At 32.4% G+C, this 15,846-nt stretch carries 12 protein-coding genes and 1 other RNA gene; 8 read left to right on the top strand and 5 right to left on the bottom strand.

Features of this window, described 5'->3' with window-relative positions:
* Window positions 1-14 precede the first annotated feature (14 nt).
* The 4 genes from Q0945_RS01525 (at window position 15) to Q0945_RS01510 (ending at window position 6,576) form a co-directional block, all read left to right on the top strand.
* Complete coding sequence (locus tag Q0945_RS01525) at window positions 15-1,532, top strand: RagB/SusD family nutrient uptake outer membrane protein (RefSeq protein ID WP_299430062.1); 1,518 nt, start codon at window positions 15-17, stop codon at window positions 1,530-1,532.
* 15 nt (window positions 1,533-1,547) lie between these two features.
* On the top strand, window positions 1,548-2,729 hold the full coding sequence (locus tag Q0945_RS01520; RefSeq protein ID WP_299430060.1) for a glycoside hydrolase family 88 protein: 1,182 nt from the start codon (window positions 1,548-1,550) through the stop codon (window positions 2,727-2,729).
* A gap of 97 nt (window positions 2,730-2,826) precedes the next feature.
* Window positions 2,827-5,253, top strand: a complete 2,427-nt coding sequence (locus tag Q0945_RS01515; RefSeq protein WP_299430058.1) for a glycoside hydrolase family 2 TIM barrel-domain containing protein — start codon at window positions 2,827-2,829, stop codon at window positions 5,251-5,253.
* 183 nt (window positions 5,254-5,436) lie between these two features.
* Window positions 5,437-6,576: a lactonase family protein gene (locus Q0945_RS01510; protein ID WP_299430056.1), complete on the top strand. Its 1,140-nt coding sequence runs from the start codon at window positions 5,437-5,439 to the stop codon at window positions 6,574-6,576.
* Window positions 6,577-6,788: 212 nt separating this feature from the next.
* On the opposite strand, the gene ssrA is transcribed toward Q0945_RS01510, so the two are convergent.
* Window positions 6,789-7,186, bottom strand: a transfer-messenger RNA (tmRNA) gene (gene ssrA / locus Q0945_RS01505).
* 267 nt (window positions 7,187-7,453) lie between these two features.
* On the opposite strand from ssrA, the gene Q0945_RS01500 reads away from it, so the two are divergent.
* Complete coding sequence (locus Q0945_RS01500) at window positions 7,454-8,659, top strand: NAD(P)-dependent oxidoreductase (protein WP_299430053.1); 1,206 nt, start codon at window positions 7,454-7,456, stop codon at window positions 8,657-8,659.
* A 3-nt stretch (window positions 8,660-8,662) separates the two neighbouring features.
* Here the strand turns inward: Q0945_RS01500 and Q0945_RS01495 are convergent, their stop codons facing one another.
* The 4 genes from Q0945_RS01495 to kdsA form a co-directional block, all read right to left on the bottom strand.
* Window positions 8,663-9,319: a DUF1361 domain-containing protein gene (locus Q0945_RS01495; protein ID WP_299430051.1), complete on the bottom strand. Its 657-nt coding sequence runs from the start codon at window positions 9,317-9,319 to the stop codon at window positions 8,663-8,665.
* Window positions 9,320-9,432: 113 nt separating this feature from the next.
* Complete coding sequence (locus Q0945_RS01490; RefSeq protein WP_299430308.1) at window positions 9,433-10,503, bottom strand: transglutaminase-like domain-containing protein; 1,071 nt, start codon at window positions 10,501-10,503, stop codon at window positions 9,433-9,435.
* 13 nt (window positions 10,504-10,516) lie between these two features.
* Window positions 10,517-11,425 (bottom strand): DUF3857 domain-containing protein, encoded by a 909-nt coding sequence (locus Q0945_RS01485; RefSeq protein WP_299430049.1) that lies wholly within the window; start codon window positions 11,423-11,425, stop codon window positions 10,517-10,519.
* Window positions 11,426-11,446: 21 nt separating this feature from the next.
* Window positions 11,447-12,265, bottom strand: a complete 819-nt coding sequence (gene kdsA, locus Q0945_RS01480) for a 3-deoxy-8-phosphooctulonate synthase (RefSeq protein WP_299430047.1) — start codon at window positions 12,263-12,265, stop codon at window positions 11,447-11,449.
* Window positions 12,266-12,349: 84 nt separating this feature from the next.
* Here kdsA and Q0945_RS01475 point away from each other — a divergent pair, with 84 nt between their 5' ends.
* The 3 genes from Q0945_RS01475 to Q0945_RS01465 all read left to right on the top strand — a co-directional run bounded on the left by Q0945_RS01475 (window position 12,350) and on the right by Q0945_RS01465 (window position 15,816).
* Entirely contained in the window at window positions 12,350-12,895 is a 546-nt protein-coding gene (locus Q0945_RS01475) for a hypothetical protein (RefSeq protein ID WP_299430045.1), read from the top strand.
* Between the two features lie 114 nt (window positions 12,896-13,009).
* Window positions 13,010-14,809, top strand: a complete 1,800-nt coding sequence (typA, locus tag Q0945_RS01470) for a translational GTPase TypA (protein WP_299430043.1) — start codon at window positions 13,010-13,012, stop codon at window positions 14,807-14,809.
* Window positions 14,810-14,922: 113 nt separating this feature from the next.
* Window positions 14,923-15,816, top strand: a complete 894-nt coding sequence (locus Q0945_RS01465) for a hypothetical protein (protein WP_299430041.1) — start codon at window positions 14,923-14,925, stop codon at window positions 15,814-15,816.
* Window positions 15,817-15,846 lie beyond the last annotated feature (30 nt).

Below are 15,846 nucleotides of genomic sequence, written 5' to 3'. Positions count from 1 at the left end.
TAAAAAATATAACGATGAAAAAATTAAAATATTTATTCCTTTTGTTGGTGTTACCAATTATCGGATGTTCAGATTTAGAAGAAGAGCCAGTATCGGTATTATCACCAGACGGTTTTTTCAAATCAATTCAAGATGTGCAAACTGCTATTAATGGTAGTTATGGTAATATGGCAGAAGAAAGTTTTTGGGGTAGAAAGTTTTCTTTACCATTGTTGCTTAGAAGCGATATGGTAGGCATTGGAGACCAAGGAACAGCAGGTAGACGTAAAGATCATGATAATTTTGCTGTGGCAGATGACAATGGTATGATTACAGCGTTTTGGCCAAGAACTTACCAGATTATTGCTGGAGCTAATGAGGCTATTGCTGGCGGAAATGCTCTAGATTTAGCTGATGAGACTTTAAATCCAGTAGTAGCTCAAGCTTATTTTGTAAGAGCGTATACTTATTTTCACTTAGTTAGACTTTTTGGAGATATCCCTTATTTTGACGCACCAGTACAAGACATCACAGCAGCTTCGCAAATATCTAAAACTCCTGCAGCCGATGTTTACGTAAATATTATTTCAGATTTAGAATTTGCAAAGCAATGGTTGCCAGATACACAATCGTCATCCGCATTACCATCTAAAGCTACAGCAGCAGGGTACTTAGCATTGGTACATTTAACCATGAATAATTTTCCAGAAGCCTATGATGAAGCAAAGTTTGTAATTGATAATGAGGGAAGATTTGGTTTAGAACTTGCAAACGATTTTCAAGATTTATTTGATGCCACAAAACAAAGTGGTTTAAAAGAAGCATTATTTACATTAGATTTTAATGGTTTTAGAGATGGTAATTATGGGCAAGATTATATGCCAGCACTTACTGGTATTAGAGCAAATCAATTTGGAGATATTGGTGGTGGATGGTCTGTAGCTGTACCAAGTATAGAAGTATATAATCGTTGGGATGGTAGGGATTATAGAAAAGCAGTAAGTCTGGATACAACAGGTATATTTAATGGAGTGGAGGATAATTTTATGAATTTTCCAACCTATGATGCCAGAAACATCCAGAGTGCCTATATAGCTAAATATTCTAGATTTACTGGGCAAACATCAAATGGAAACGGTCGTGGTTCGGAACATAATTATGCACAACTACGTTATGCAGAGGTGTTATTAATAGCAGCAGAAGCATTAAATGAAGTAACTCCTGGTACTACAGAAGCGGATGGTTATGTGAATAAAGTGCGGGCTCGTGCAAGAAATAGAGCAGGTGTTATGACGGCATTTCCAGAAGATGTAGCAGGTTTATCTCAAGATGATTTTAGAGATATGGTACTAGAAGAACGTAGATGGGAACTAGCTTTTGAGTTTAAACGCTGGTACGATATTAAGAGACGTGATTTAGGAGCCACAGCATTTGGTGCTGGTGGTTTTGAGGAACGACCAAATTTTACGGCCTCAAGAGATTATTTATACCCGCTTCCTAATGACGAGTTACAAAGAAACCCCAACTTAGAGCCACAAAACACTGGTTACTAAATAATATTGAGTTTAATGTTTAGAGTTAGTTTTATATTTATTATCCTTGGATTTACATGTGTATCATGTATATCCAAGGATAAAAATAAAGTAGTAGACAGTAAAGAAACTATAGAAGCTTTGTTACAGGCTAGATACAATAAGTTTCTAAATTATAAAGTAGATTCCACAGCTTTTGCAAGAAGCTATAACCCAAAAACAACTACAATAAAAAAAGTACCTTCTGAAAATTGGACTAGTGGCTTTTTTGCTGGAAGTTTTTGGCAAATTTATATGCTCACTGGTAACGAAGGCTTTAAAGATAAAGCAGAAGAATGGACTGCTTATATAGAAAAAGAAAAGCATAATGACAGAACCCATGATATGGGCTTTAAGGTGTTTTGTAGTTTTGGCAACGGATTGAAAGTTGAAGACAATCAAAATTACAAGGATATCATAATAAAGAGTGCTAAAACTTTATCTACAAGGTTTAATGACAAAGTAGGTAGTATACGTTCTTGGGATTTTAATGCAGATATTTGGCAGTTTCCTGTTATTATAGATAACATGATGAATCTAGAGCTTTTGTTTGAAGCTACTAAAATATCAGGAGATAGTACTTTTCATAAAATAGCGGTTAAGCATGCGAATACCACCATGAAAAACCATTTTCGTGAAGACCATAGTACTTGGCATGTTTTAGATTATGATACTAATTCTGGACAAGTAAGAGGGCGTGTTACCCATCAAGGTATTAATGACAATTCTGCTTGGGCTAGAGGGCAGGGTTGGGCTATAAATGGCTTTACTACAGTATACCGATATACAAAAGATAAAAAATATTTAGATCGAGCTGTAAAAACAGCCAATTTTTTTATAAATCATAAAGATTTGCCCAAAGATGGTATTCCGTATTGGGATTTCTCACATCCAGACATTCCAAATGTCTCTCGAGATGTTTCTGCAGCAACAGTTGTGGCTTCAGCTTTGGTAGAGTTATACCAATACACAAAAAATGAAGCTTATTTAAACTATAGCAAAAAGGTAGTTAATAGTTTAAAAAGTTCTAATTATATTTTACCAAAAGATATAAATATTCCATTTATACTAGACCATAGTTTTGGTGATTGGTCAAAACGTCATGAAATGGATGAGCCTATTGTTTATGGCGATTACTATTTTTTACAAACTTTATTACGTTTAAAGGCTTTAAAGTAAAAAAAAGCATCAATTAGAAGCCAAATACAAGTAAATCAAACTTAGCCTATAGTTTATGGGTTAAGTCTATTTTATTACTCTAGTATAAAAACACAAAATGAAATATAAAGCTTTCAGTTCCCAGTTAATTATATATTTCTGGATGAGTTTTATGATGTTATCATGCAATTCATATTCAGAAAATAACAGTATTCGTAGTAAAACAAACATTAATAATGATTGGTTGTACATAGAAAATAATACAAACTCGTTAGATGATGCTTTAGAACAAACCAAATGGATTTCTATAGATTTACCACATACATGGAATGCGTTAGATGCTACTGATGTTATACCGGGTTATAGAAGGAGTGCAAGCTGGTATAAAAAAGAATTGCATGTAGAAACACTAATTATTGGGCAAAACTATAGTCTATACTTTGAAGGCGTAAATATTGAAAGTGAAATTTATGTTAATGGTAAAAAAGTAGGCGGGCATATTGGTGGCTATATTGGCTTTGAAGTAGATATTACAAGTGTCATTAAAAAAGGAAAAAACGAAGTTTTAGTTCGAGCTGATAACAGTTATAATCCTGAGGTTATTCCATCACAAAAAAGCGATTTCTTTATTTTTGGTGGTATTACAAGAGATGTTTGGTTAGAGGAAAAACCAACTCAACATCTTACAAATCTTAAGATTACAACACCAAAAGTTTCAGAAAAAAATGCATCACTATATGCAACAGTAAATATACGTAATGCTAAAAATTCATCAGAGACAAAAATAAAAGCAATATTAACTGATACTGATGGAAACACTGTTCTAGAAGATATTTTTGATGTTAATAAAAGCGTTTCAGAAATCAACTTTAAAAACATTAAAAACCCTAATCTTTGGGATACGGAAAACCCTAATCTTTACACCTTACATGTTTCTTTGTTGAACAATGATAAGATCCAAGACGAAATTTCAGAACATGTAGGATTTAGATGGTTTGAATTTAAAGATCATGGTGCTTTTTACCTTAACGGAAAACGATTATTGCTTCGTGGTACGCATAGACATGAAGAACATGCAGGTGTTGGGGCGGCAATGTCTAATGAACTTCATAGAAAGGATATGGAGCTAATCAAGGAAATGGGAGCAAACTTTGTTCGTTTGGCGCATTACCCTCAAGATCCAGAAATATATAAAGCTTGTGATGAGTTAGGACTTTTAGTTTGGGATGAATTACCATGGTGTCGTGGTGGTTTGGGAGGAGATGTTTGGCAAACTAATACCAAGAACATGTTGCGAGAAATTATCAGCCAAAATTACAACCATCCAAGTATTATAATTTGGTCTTTGGGTAACGAAATATATTGGTTGCCAGATTTTGAAAACGGTAATAATACAGAAAAAATAAACACTTTTCTGTCTGAACTTAATACCATTTCCCATACCATGGATCCTAGTAGAAAAACAGCTATTCGTAAGTATTATGAAGGTGCAAATATAGTAGATGTGTTTTCGCCCTCTATTTGGTCGGGTTGGTATTCAGGGAGCTATAAAAGTTATCAAAAAGCATTAGACACCTATAAACCTCAGTATAAAAGTTTTTTGCATGCTGAGTATGGCGGGTCAAGTCATGTTGGTAGGCATACAGAAAACCCTATTACAGGAGAAGGAGTCATTAATTCAGATGGATGGGAAGAGGCGATTGTACAAACCAAAGTGGCAAATATTGCACAAATAGGTGACTGGAGCGAGAATTACATTGTAGACCTTTTTGATTGGCATTTACGAATCTCTGAGTCAGACTCTAGTTTTGTAGGTAACGCCCAATGGGCGTTTAAAGATTTTGGGACCCCTTTACGTCCTGAAAATGATATACCGTACATGAACCAAAAAGGCTTAGTAGATCGTTCTGGTAAGCCTAAAGATGCTTTTTATGTATTTAAAAGTTATTGGGCAAAAGAGCCTTTTGCATATATAGAATCACATAGTTGGACAGAAAGACAAGGGCCAGAAGGTTTGGTAAAAGAAATTAATGTATTTAGTAATTGTAAAGAAGTAACATTATATCATAATGGTAAATCGTTGGGGACTAGAATAAAAGATATTGGTAAATTCCCGGCTTCAGGTTTAACTTGGGATATTCAATTTTTAGAAGGAAAAAATGAGTTTAAAGCTAAGGCTAAAGATGAAAATGGAACTGTGGTTGAAGATATTCTTGACGTAAATTATAGATTTACGAAGAATAATGTGGCTAAAGAATTGTCATTAACATCTGAAAAAATGGATAACGGAAACTTTATGATTACCGCTACAGCCATAGATGAAAATGGCCTAAGATGTTTGGATTATGAAGAAAAAGTATATTTTCAAACTTTAGAGGGTGGTCGTAGTTTAAAGAATCAAGGTACTCCTACAGGAAGTGAAATTATTAGTATGGCCAACGGTAAAGCATCGATAGAGATTATTCCTGATAATACACCTTCAGATATAAAGGTAATGGTAATGAATCAGAATTTTAAAGGTACTTATTTGACTATTATTAAGTAATATGGATTAGAGTTGTTAGTTAAATACTAGGCTCAAACTATCAATATTGGTATTAAAGAGTTTAAAAAAATATTTTTAGAAAGGAGAACACAATTTCTTAAGTTATTTATAGTGCGATCTATTTCAATTATTACATTTGGTATCAGAAAAAATAATACTCCTTTAATTCCTTAATTTAAGTTTATGAAGAAATATGTTAGGCTTTTAGTACTTCTATTAATTATATGTAATTCTTGTAATGTAAATACCTCAAAAACTTTGTTATTCATTGGTAGTTTTACTGAAGGCGTGCTTAGTGATGGTATTTATGTTTATGAATTGGATACTACGTCAGGCGAGTTAACTTTATTGAATACAGCAGAGAAATTAATTAACCCTTCTTTTTTAAAAATTGCACCAAACGGCAAATATTTGTACTCCGTTTTAGAAAGTCAACTACCAAATAATGGAAAAGTAGCTGCTTTTGCGATAGACTCTTTAGATGGGAACTTAAAATTATTGAATACGCAAGATTCTGGAGGTCGAAATCCTGCTCATTTGTCAATACATCAAAATGAAAAATACCTAGTTAATTCTAATTATACAGATGCTAGTTTTTCTGTATACAAAATAAAAAAAGATGGAGAGTTAACCCCATTAGATCAAATCATAAAATTTAAGGACAGTAGTATTGTAAAAGGTAGACAAGATGAAGCTCATATACACTCTACTAATTTTTCGCCAGATGGGAAGTATTTATTTGCTCAAGATTTGGGGTCTGATAAAATATGGAATTTTGAAGTTCAGTTAGATAAAGAAGATACATTAAATTTATTATCTAATAGCTTTGTAAAGGTTAAGCCTGGTAGTGGTCCACGACATTTTACCTTTCATCCAAATGGTGTTTTTGCTTATGGTATAGCAGAATTGAGTGGAAGCGTAACAGCATATTCTTATAAAAACGGAGCCTTAAATTTTATAGAGGATTATTTAACATACAATAATAAACAAAATGTTTATAGAGCTGCAGATATTCATATATCGCCAGATGGAAAATTTTTATACGCATCTAATAGAGGGCCAGATGAAGACTCTATTGCCATTTATTCAATTGATGAAAAAACTGGTAAGTTGGTTTTACAAGGCCATCAAGATACCTTTGGGGAGCATCCTAGAAACTTTGCGATAGACCCGTCAGGTAATTTTCTTTTAGTTGCCAATCAATTTACAGATAATGTTGTTGTTTTTCGTCGTAATATTAAAACTGGAAAACTTAAAAAATTGCCAAAGGAACTTACGATTTCAAATCCATCGTGCTTAGTATTCAAATCCTACGGTCGTTAATGTTATTTACTTTTGTACTTAAAACAAATATTGCCTTGGCAAGGTTTTAAACCTATCTTATAATTTATAATATTTTCAGGCATTTTAGATTGTTTACGTTTCTTATATGAAAAAATTATATGAATATAATTTTTTGCTAAACCAGATAAAATAAAAATAAAAACTCTGTAAAATAAATATTTACAGAGTTTTGTGTTAATTTGATGTTTAAAAAGTGGAGCCGGAGGGATTCGAACCCTCGTCCAAACAAGTAATTACAATACTTTCTACGTGCTTAGTTTCTATTTAATTTTAGATACATACCTGACTAGAAACCGCCCAATACATACTTAGCTTCTTTAAGTTTTAGTGATACTGCCAAAGCAACAATATCCTTATATCGACATTTATGGTGCCCCGAGTTGAATCGCCGTCGACAGAGGCTATTCAGGGACATCTCGCTTCTCTACCTAGTAGAGACGAGGCTAATCTTACTATAATTCAGATTAAGCGGCAAGAGCGTAATTATTTTCGCCAATTAAAAGTGTGATACATGAGATTAACGAGCCACATAACAAAGCTCGGCATGCTTATATTCCAATTAGTCTCGCTGTCAAAACCAGTCGGCCCCTTAATGAGTTACATCGGCTTTGCCGATTGTATACGAATTAGATCCTGAGCGAAGCCGAAGGGCGTCTAGTCAGTATTTAATTCTCTCCTTATTTTTTTCAAAGAACTATGCTCTATTAATTATAAAACTTATATTAATCTTGAACGTATACTAAAAAGTAGCTAACAAAGGTACTTCAAAAAGTATTCCAAAAAAAGTTTTGCGGTTAGACTCTTCTGTTGTTATTTTTACAACTAAAATAACAATATAAGTTATGAAATTGTAATTATGAAATTCGGAATTATTCAGGAACGTAAAAATCCACCAGATCGCCGTGTTGTATTATCACCAGAAGCTTGCGTACAAGTACAAAATAAGTTTAAAGAGGCAAAAATAATTGTAGAACCATCTAGTATTCGTGTTTTTAAAGATGAAGAATACAGTGCTTCTGGAATAACAGTGGCATCTACGATGGAGGAATGTGATGTTCTTATTGGTGTAAAAGAGGTTCCTGTTGAAGCATTACTTCCGAATAAAAAATACTTTTTCTTTTCGCATACGATTAAAAAACAGCCTTACAATAGAAAACTTTTAAAAGCTATTCTAGAAAAGAATATAGAAATGTACGACCATGAGGTTATTACCAATACAAAAGAGCAGCGTGTAGTTGCTTTTGGCCGTTATGCTGGGATTGTAGGAGCGTATAATGGTTTTAGAACTTATGGTTTAAAATACAATACTTTTGAGTTACCGAAAGCAGAAAATTTAAAGGACCAAGAAGATTTAATAAATCATCTAAGAAAAATAAAACTGGCGAACATAAAAATTATGCTAACCGGAAAGGGGAGAGTAGGTAATGGTGCCAGGGAAATGTTAGATGCCATGCAAATTAGAAAAGTAAATATTACCCAATATTTAGAGGAAGATTATAAAGAACCTGTGTATTGCCAAATAGATGCATCGGATTATAACAAACGTAAAGATGGTGTACGTGGTAATAAAGCAGACTTTTTTGCAAATCCTGAGCAATACAAAACTAATTTTACAAGATTTACTAAAGTAACTGATTTTTATATTGCTGGCCATTTTTATGGCGACGGTGCTCCATATTTATTTACAAGGGAAGATGCTAAACATCTAGATTTTAAAATAAAAGTAGTAGCCGATGTTAGTTGTGATATAGACGGCCCTGTGGCTACAACCATAAGACCTTCAACCATTGCAGACCCTGTGTATGGTTATGATCCACAAACAGAAAAAGAAATAGATTTTAAGGACTCTAAGGCTATTGCTGTAATGGCGGTAGATAATTTGCCTTGCGAGCTTCCTAGAGATGCTAGTGAAGGTTTTGGGACTGCTTTTGTAAAACATGTAATTCCTGCTTTTTTTAATACGGATAAAGATGGTGTTTTATACAGAGCTAGAATGACACAAAATGGAAAACTTACAGAACGGTATTCTTATTTACAAGACTATGTAGATGGTAAAGAATAGAATCTAGAAATTATTTTGTTTTGTAGTGCGCATTATAGGTTTTAGTACCAAAAATGATACCCACATAAAACTTCCAAAACCTATTATCCATAGCCATGCTTCCCATAAGAAAAGGCATTTATAAAGGCAGTAAAATAAAATTTTGGGTCTAGCTATAATATCCCAAGAGTTAAAACGAAAAAAACGACCAATAAAAATACCAAAGCCACTTAAATAACAAGTTGTAAATAGCGTATAGTTAGCTATTTTTTGCGTGTATTTTTTAGTAAGAAAATAAAAAATATCTATCATAGATAAAGCACCTAATAATACCCCATTAAGAGCAAAAATAAATAACATAAAAAGATCTATCCACATAGTAGGTTTTCCTGTTTCTAAGTGAATAAAATCTGTAATAATATATGGACTATTGGGTAAAAAAAGAACCCATAAAATTAACAATGAATAAAGTACTGGTTTAGAAGCGTGTATTTTAGGAGTATATCTAATAGTTTTAGATAAAACCAATGGTAAAATCGCCAAAAATAAATTCCATAGTAAAAAAGTAAAATCAATACTATGCGTTGTTACTACTCTGTATAACAAAGCTAGGGCACACAAAAAAGAAAGTAATAACAATTTTGTGTAATAAGGGTTGTTACGTAGAAAAGTAGGTTTCATTTTTATTGAATTACTATTTGGGCTTTTCTATTAACGATTTTTAAATAATTTTGTTGTAGGAAAAAACTTGTTTAATCTAGTTTTGGTTAATAAAACAGATACTTGTTTGTGGCTTATTCTTTTTTTAGCACTAAAAGGCTGTTGTTTTGAATGCTAGTTACATATTTAAACAATTCTTTGAGCGCGGAGTAATTTTCAGCCTCTAAATGAGTTTCATTTAATGATAAATCAAAGGACAAAGCAATATTATTCGAATTCTGCTGCGCTGAAAAACGGAGAAGACCATAATTATCTCCGAATTTTATATTTTTATTATTAGGTAATTCATGTACGATGTAACCTATTGGTATTTCTATATTTATTATGTAGGTGTATCTCCTTTTATATCCAAAATCTACTGGAAAGTTTCTGTTCTCACTTAAAAAAGGATTTTTTTTGAAGAACTTCACAAGAAAAGGATTTAAATAAACCATCTTTTCTTTAAAACTATCCTCCAGTTCAAACGTAATTAATTCTTGTGTTTTTAAAGGAGTGTTTTTTTCTTCATCAAAAAGATAATCAGTAATTACAAAACCTTCAGAAATACTTTCTTCTAGTTTGTTAATGTATTCTTCCTCGTTTATTTCATTCTTTTCTTGATGTTTACTAATTCCTCTATATCCGCTATTAACAATGCTTAAAGTCCCATTTGTTTTTTTAGTGGTAGGGTCAAATTTTATTTCACCTATAACGGCTTCTCTACTTCCATGTTTAGGTATAATTTTTTCCCAAGAACTATCGTTCTTAAAATCCATAACTCGACCATAATGGTTTAGTGTTCTGAAAGGTAAAGAGCCAAAAGGTATATAATTGTCGGTAGCATCTAATAAATAGGTTTCACCATTAATATTTGTTTTAGCGAGAATATAATTAAAATCAATCATAACCGGATGCGAAGTTTTGGGAAGACCATTCTGTCTAGTGGAAATAAGCATCATTTTAGTTGGTATTCCAGCAGTATTTAGCAGGTTAATGAGTGACATGTTTATTTCCCATGCATTTCCTTTTTTTGCATTAAATGCTTCTTTAACGCGAGCTCTTCCGAAGGAAGAATATTTACCATTCCAAGTAAAATGATTTTGTATAAAATTATATATTTTTTTAGCTCTTTTGAGAGTGTCTTTTTCAGGGGTTAATAAACCTATTGGAACATTTTTTTCAAAGAATTTTTTTTTTTGTTAATTGTTTTCCAATGTCTTTATCAGTTCTAAATTCTTTGTCTACATCTTTCCAAGACTTGGTGTATTTATTAGAAGTTCCATTGAAATCATGATGTTCTGATAATTCAAATTCTATTTTTGATTTATAATTAGATGCCGCCAACATATATTCCTCTTCTTCATTAAATGCAGGAATATCTTTCATTACATATTTTAAAACTTCGCATTCTGCAGGTTCAGGAAACCCTTCTATATAAAAGCAATTTTTTTCAATAGTTACATCATTAACATCTAGCTTATGATTCCCTTTTAGTATTATATTGTAAATATAGTTACCAGGTATCTTGGCATTAAATTCACTGTGCATTTTAGGAATACTCGATTGAAACTCCCAACCGTTTAAATTAAAAAAATATGGGGATACTTGCTGGTATTGATATTCTAGAATACTACCTTTCTTAATATTAGGGAAGGTAAAGGTTTTTTCTTTCCACCTTTCAGATAAATCTTTTGTATATATATGATTTGGTTGAAGAAACGTTTTTGTAGTTCCATTGTGGGTAATAGCTTTTAAGTTTTTTATATGTTCTGTAGAAGTTTCGTTGTGATAAAAAGGAATTGAAATTGTTCCTGCATCAAACCCTTTTTTGGAGAGTATTTTAATTTTTATATGAAAATCTTTTACTAATCTTACTCGGTTTTTAATAACTTTAAAATAGTTATCTCCTCGTTCATATAGTACTACGGCACTGGCAGTGGTATCCTTAGTATAAATTACTAGATTTTTTTCAGAGTTTAAAAGTTCCCCAAACGGATGAGGTTTTTTATTTTGTGAAAAAATAGATATAGGAAAAGTAAAGAAAAGTATTAAAATTTTTTTTAAGCATGTTAAAAGTATTTGAATCAAATAGTTAATTTAAATAAACTCTTACAATAAATTCACAGTTTTCCTAATAGCAACCAAATTAGTTAAAAGGCCTTCTAAATGGTCTAAATGTAACATGTTGGCACCATCGCTTTTAGCATTAGCAGGGTCAAAATGGGTTTCCATAAAAATTCCATCTACTCCAGTAACAATACCTGCACGGGCAATAGTTTCAATCATATCTGGTCTTCCACCAGTTACTCCAGAAGATTGGTTGGGTTGTTGTAAAGAATGGGTTACGTCTAATACTACTGGGGCAAATTGTTTCATGGTTGGTATGCCTCTAAAATCTACAACCATATCTTGGTAGCCAAACATAGTCCCGCGATCCGTAACCATAACTTGTTGGTTATTAGAATCGGTTACTTTGGTCACCGCATGTTGCATGCTTTCCGGACTCATAAATTGTCCTTTTTTAAGGTTTACAACTTTACCAGTTTTTGCAGCTGCAACTACTAAATCGGTTTGCCTAACTAAAAAAGCAGGAATTTGAAGTACATCTACATATTGGGCAGCTCTTGCAGCATCTTCATTAGTGTGTACGTCGGTAACTGTAGGAACATGAAAAGTTTCAGATACTTTGCGTAAAATTTTCAATGCCTTTTCATCCCCAATACCTGTAAAAGAATCTACTCTACTACGGTTCGCTTTTTTAAAACTTCCTTTGAACACATATGGAATTTTGAGAGCATCAGTAACAGAAACTATTTTTTCGGCAATTCTTAAAGCCATATCCTCTCCTTCAATAGCACAGGGGCCAGAAAGTAAAAAAAAATTATTGTTATCTGTATGTTTTATTTGAGGTATTAAGTTTAGTTTCATTTTCTTACAATTAAGTTTGCAAAGATACAATTTTGGCTTGGTATTTGATAAATAGGAAACTTAAATAATTATCAGAATATTCTTATGGAAAAAATCAGTTTTTTAATTTGTTTATTAGCGTTTTCATTCCTTTCAAAAGCACAATCTTTTAAAAATGTAGAAGACCATCAGTTTGCTATAAATATTTTTACACCAGGCTTTATTTATGAAAAAGGGTTATCTAAAAATACAACTTTAGCAACAGAGTTTACTATAGGTTTTGAAGCTAAGGGTTGTACAGGTTGCGAAACATTATATGGAGTTTATCCTGCTTTTGTGGGACAATACCGTTATTACTATAACATGGAAAGAAGATTAAGAAAGAACAAAAATATTTCAGGTAATACAGGTAATTACGTTTCAGGTAGTATTTGGTTACAAAGTGGAAATCCAATATTGGGAGATTTACAGAAGAATTATAATATTACGGGTGTAATTGCACCTATATATGGTTTTCAACGTACTTATAAAAAAGGATTTAATTTTAAAATAGAAGGAGGGGTTGGTTATAGCTTTAATAACCACGAAAAAGGGGTTGGAGTTATTCTGCATACAACCTTTGGATGGGTGATTCGAAAGAAGAAGAAGTAATTTGCTGATATTCAGTCATGTAAAATTAACACAACTATTAGCTAGCATCAAAAAAATAAAAGTATCTTTGCACGCTTAAAATAGCTATTAAGACTGCTATTAAATAAATTATTTATGTCAACAACAAAGAATATTGCCATTATTGCGCACGTAGATCACGGTAAAACAACCTTGGTAGATAAGATTATGTATCACTGTCAACTGTTTCGCGAGAACCAGAATACAGGAGATTTAATTTTGGATAATAACGATTTGGAACGTGAACGTGGTATTACTATTACCTCTAAAAACGTTTCTGTTGTTTATAAAGGGACAAAGATTAACATTATTGATACTCCAGGTCACGCCGATTTTGGTGGAGAAGTAGAACGTGTATTAAATATGGCAGATGGTGTTTTGTTGTTGGTAGATGCCTTTGAAGGCCCAATGCCACAAACACGTTTTGTATTACAAAAAGCGATTGATTTAGGTTTAAAACCTTGTGTGGTTGTAAACAAAGTAGATAAAGAAAACTGTACTCCGGAAGAAGTACATGAAAAAGTTTTTGATTTAATGTTTGAGTTAGGTGCTGAAGAATGGCAGCTAGATTTTCCAACAGTTTACGGTTCAGCTAAAAACAACTGGATGAGTGAAGATTGGAAAAAAGAAACAGAAAATATAGAACCATTGTTAGATATGGTTATAGAACATGTGCCATCTTTTGAGCCAAAAGAAGGAAACACGCAAATGTTAATAACCTCTTTAGATTTCTCATCTTTTACAGGTCGTATTGCAATTGGAAGATTACAAAGAGGAACTTTGGTAGAAGGACAACAAGTTTCTTTAGTAAAGAGAGATGGTAGCATTGTAAAATCTAAAATAAAAGAACTTTTTGTTTTTGAAGGTTTAGGAAAACTAAAAGTAAAAGAAGTAGCTACAGGAGATATTTGTGCTATTACTGGTATTGAAGGTTTTGAAATTGGAGATACCGTAGCAGATATTGAAGCACCAGAAGGATTAAAAACTATTGCTATAGATGAGCCTACCATGAGTATGCTTTTTACTATTAACGATAGCCCTTTCTTTGGTAAAGATGGTAAGTTTGTTACTTCTAGACATATTAACGAAAGATTGCAAAAAGAGCTTGAGAAAAATTTAGCTTTACGTGTAAATGAAACGGATAGTGCAGATAAGTTTTTAGTATTTGGTCGTGGAGTGTTACACCTTTCGGTTTTAATAGAAACTATGCGTAGAGAAGGATATGAACTTCAAATAGGACAACCACAAGTAATTATTAAGGAGATTGATGGTGTTAAATGCGAGCCTATTGAAGCTCTTACGATAGATTTACCTGAAGCAGTTTCTGGAAAAGCGGTAGAATTTGTTTCTATGCGTAAAGGAGAAATGACTAGTATGGAAGCAAAAGGAGACCGTATGGTATGCGAGTTCTTAATTCCGTCTAGAGGTATTATAGGCCTTCGTAACCAATTATTAACTGCTACAGCAGGTGAGGCAATTATGTCGCACAGATTCTTAGAATACCAACCAATGAAGGGTGATATTCCGCAAAGACAAAACGGTTCTTTAGTTTCTATGGAACTTGGTAAAGCTATTCCTTATTCTATTGATAAATTACAAGATAGAGGTAAGTTTTTCGTAGATCCAGGAGAAGACATTTACGAAGGACAAGTTATTGGAGAAAATTCTAGAGGAGATGATATGGCGGTGAATATCACCAAAACTAAGAAACTTTCTAACGTACGTTCTTCAGGAGCAGATGATAAAGCTAAAATTGTACCAGCAATTAAATTTTCTTTAGAAGAAGCTTTAGAATATATACAAAAAGATGAGTATGTAGAGGTAACTCCATCTTACTTAAGATTACGTAAAATATACTTAACAGAAAATGAGCGTAAGCGTAATAAAATAGCTTAATTATAATTAAGATAATTTATAAAAAATCTCAAGAATTTATTTCTTGAGATTTTTTTGTTTTTATGTTAGGTTATAGAAAGAGTTCGACTATTATTTCCTAAGCAAAATATTTAATGATGAAAAATATATTTAAAATTATTACTGTAGTTTTAATATTAGGATTTGTTTCCTGTAAAGAAGCTGTTAAAAAACAAGTAGAAAACGAAGTAATTATAGAGAAAGGGGGATATTCTATTCCAGATATTTGGATTCAGAAAAGAGTTGAAAAAGCGAAAGCAAGATTAAATGCTACTGATGCGGGAAGAGTTTTATGGAATGGAATGGAAAAGCAAGGTGGTTTAGAAAAGTGGTTTAATAACGGATATATTTCTTTTAGGTTTAACTATCAGCCTTTAGAAAAAGATAAAAAGCAAAGAGATTCATACCAAACGGTAGATACTTGGAATAATAAAGCCAGGCACCATAGTATGGAAGATAAAGATGCTATTTTTGGATGGGATGGTAAAGAAGCTTGGATTAAAGCAGATAGTACTGCTTTTAAATACGATACTAAATTTTGGGCATTAACACCAATATACCTTTTTGGACACCCATTTGTATTAGATGGCGAAGGGGTTAATTTAGAACTTTTAGAAGACAAAGAATATAAGGGAGCAATGCAAGATGTTATTAAAGTAACATTTGCTTCTGGTACTGGTGCTGCTCCAGATGATTATTATAAATTATATTTTAATAAGACCACGCATAAAATGAGTGCTATCTTATACATAGTTTCGTACCCTGGCTATTTTCCTAATGGAGGACATGCACCAGAAAAGATTATGGAGATTGTAGATTGGAAAACAGTAGATGGTATTGATTTACCCGCTGGGCTAAAAACGCACTGGTCTAAAGATGGCGATTTAGGGGAATACATCACTAAAATTGAAATTAGCGATATTTCTTTTTCTTCAACCGTGCCAGAAAATTATTTTTCTAAACCAGAAGGAGCAAAAGTTTTAGAGTAATATTAGGCAGTTGTAATAAACAAAAAAGTG

The sequence above is a fragment of the uncultured Maribacter sp. genome (assembly GCF_947500405.1).
Lineage (GTDB): Bacteria > Bacteroidota > Bacteroidia > Flavobacteriales > Flavobacteriaceae > Maribacter_B.
The sequence above is the reverse complement of the archived record's forward strand: the minus strand, read 5'-3'. Positions and strand labels throughout refer to the sequence as shown.

Excerpts from the sequence above, each read along its gene's own strand:
- Q0945_RS01525 (WP_299430062.1), top strand. The coding sequence starts at position 15 with ATGAAAAAATTAAAATATTTATTCCTTTTGTTGGTGTTACCAATTATC.
- Q0945_RS01520 (WP_299430060.1), top strand. The coding sequence starts at position 1,548 with ATGTTTAGAGTTAGTTTTATATTTATTATCCTTGGATTTACATGTGTA.
- Q0945_RS01515 (WP_299430058.1), top strand. The coding sequence starts at position 2,827 with ATGAAATATAAAGCTTTCAGTTCCCAGTTAATTATATATTTCTGGATG.
- Q0945_RS01510 (WP_299430056.1), top strand. The coding sequence starts at position 5,437 with ATGAAGAAATATGTTAGGCTTTTAGTACTTCTATTAATTATATGTAAT.
- Q0945_RS01500 (WP_299430053.1), top strand. The coding sequence starts at position 7,454 with ATGAAATTCGGAATTATTCAGGAACGTAAAAATCCACCAGATCGCCGT.
- Q0945_RS01495 (WP_299430051.1), bottom strand. The coding sequence starts at position 9,319 with ATGAAACCTACTTTTCTACGTAACAACCCTTATTACACAAAATTGTTA.
- kdsA (WP_299430047.1), bottom strand. The coding sequence starts at position 12,265 with ATGAAACTAAACTTAATACCTCAAATAAAACATACAGATAACAATAAT.
- Q0945_RS01475 (WP_299430045.1), top strand. The coding sequence starts at position 12,350 with ATGGAAAAAATCAGTTTTTTAATTTGTTTATTAGCGTTTTCATTCCTT.
- typA (WP_299430043.1), top strand. The coding sequence starts at position 13,010 with ATGTCAACAACAAAGAATATTGCCATTATTGCGCACGTAGATCACGGT.
- Q0945_RS01465 (WP_299430041.1), top strand. The coding sequence starts at position 14,923 with ATGATGAAAAATATATTTAAAATTATTACTGTAGTTTTAATATTAGGA.